The organism is Fulvivirga kasyanovii, from assembly GCF_009711405.1.
Lineage (GTDB): Bacteria > Bacteroidota > Bacteroidia > Cytophagales > Cyclobacteriaceae > Fulvivirga > Fulvivirga kasyanovii.
The window spans coordinates 1-758 of record NZ_SMLW01000448.1; the positions used below are offsets into that span (position 1 = coordinate 1).

General features: G+C 37.9%; 1 protein-coding gene. It reads left to right on the top strand.

Translation table 11 applies throughout. The features are described 5' to 3' along the window. Nucleotides 1-642 (top strand): hypothetical protein (locus E1163_RS30470; RefSeq protein ID WP_185156000.1); only part of this gene is annotated, 642 nt, incomplete at its 5' end. Nucleotides 643-758: the final 116 nt, after the last annotated feature.

Sequence of the window (758 nt, forward strand, 5' to 3'; positions counted from 1 at the left end):
GACACTACATTAGGGGTCATTACCGTACAGTACCCTGTATATATCCAGATCACTTACATGCGTAAAAATATGCAGGTAAAAATGTTGCATGTCTCCTATGCTGAGACCATAGAATCAATTGATGAGAGGGTGCTTGAACTCGAAAGGAGAACAATATTACAGACCATAAGGCTATTACAGCAAAAACAGGGTGATAGGTTTACTTTAAAGGGGTTAGGCAAATATTACGAGGTGTTCGGTCAGGATTTTGCCCGGTACCTGGACAGGTATATGAAAGATAAGTTAGGTATGATAGCCAGTAAGTGCGAACCGTTTCATTTTTATCTGGCTATGGATTTTTCAACTGTAAGGGCTTCTTTCAATACTTTGTATGAAATGTGCCGTAAGCTGTTTGACCATTTCGAGGACAAGCTTACAGAGGAGTTTAAAACCGAACTCCGGTATTTTAAAGAATATACCCGCTTTGACCGTCCAAAACATTTCTTTGACTTTTATACTGTCATTGACTGGATGGATGGACGTGCCTATGAGGATTATCAGCAATACCTTGGCAAAACTTACGGTTACGGAAGGGAAGAATTTAAAGCCCGGCTGAAATTTTTCCTGCATATCATCAAAAAACAAACTGGCAATAGTGCGTAAAAAAAATTAGCCAAAATGTTCTTATTCAAAATAAATATACAATAACTCTAACTACACAGCTACATCAGGGATAATTCTACAATAACAACAAACAGTACTATGAAAGAGAAAGACGA